Source organism: Treponema endosymbiont of Eucomonympha sp. (assembly GCF_001028545.1).
Window position 1 is genome coordinate 1 of sequence record NZ_BBPW01000379.1, and the last position, 667, is coordinate 667.

Below are 667 nucleotides of genomic sequence, written 5' to 3' on the forward strand. Positions count from 1 at the left end.
AAAAATATTACCGTTCGGAACCGCGCGGGAATTCATGCCCGTCCGGAAGCAATGATGGCGCAAACCGCAAATAAGTTTTCGTCGACAATTATGATAGAGAAAGGGATAGCCAAAATAAACGCGAAAGCAATCATGGGCGTCATTACAATGGCGGCGGGGTACAACACCGACCTCGTGCTGAAAGCCGACGGTGCAGACGAACAAGACGCCATAAACGCGCTGGCCGCATTGTTTGACAGCAAATTTGAAGAAGAATAAGGCAGATTTTGAACACACTGTTGACCTCCAGCCGTATACGGCATAGCGCACGGAATTGCTGAGCGTGGCGATATACCTATTTACTGGTCCCGAAATCGGCGAGCGCGACGAGGCGGTATTCGCGCTCAAAAAATCCCTGCAAAAAACCTGCGGCGAACTTGACGCGCATGCTTTTTATATGGTTGACGCTCGCCTATCCGACGTGATTTTGCTGCTTGAAAACGAATCTCTCTTCGCATCTGCCCGCTTTGTCGTGTTGCACAACGCGGAACTCATTACTAATAAAGTCTGGTAACGCGTCTCGCCGGATGTGTTGCCCTCGCTGTTGTCTACGCGCTCTATGCGGTTTATGTCGCTAAAAACATATTGCGCATCGTCAAAACTTACATGATGTTTCTGTAAGTTTAAT

2 protein-coding genes are annotated in these 667 nt (G+C 48.7%); both read left to right on the forward strand.

Features of this window, described 5'->3' with window-relative positions; genetic code table 11:
* Positions 1-258 (forward strand): HPr family phosphocarrier protein (locus AWU74_RS07170; RefSeq protein ID WP_238580232.1); only part of this gene is annotated, 258 nt, incomplete at its 5' end.
* Between the two features lie 64 nt (positions 259-322).
* Positions 323-553 carry a DNA polymerase III subunit delta gene (locus tag AWU74_RS12825; RefSeq protein WP_238580233.1) on the forward strand — a complete coding sequence of 77 codons (231 nt, stop codon included), beginning with the start codon at positions 323-325 and terminating at the stop codon, positions 551-553.
* Positions 554-667 lie beyond the last annotated feature (114 nt).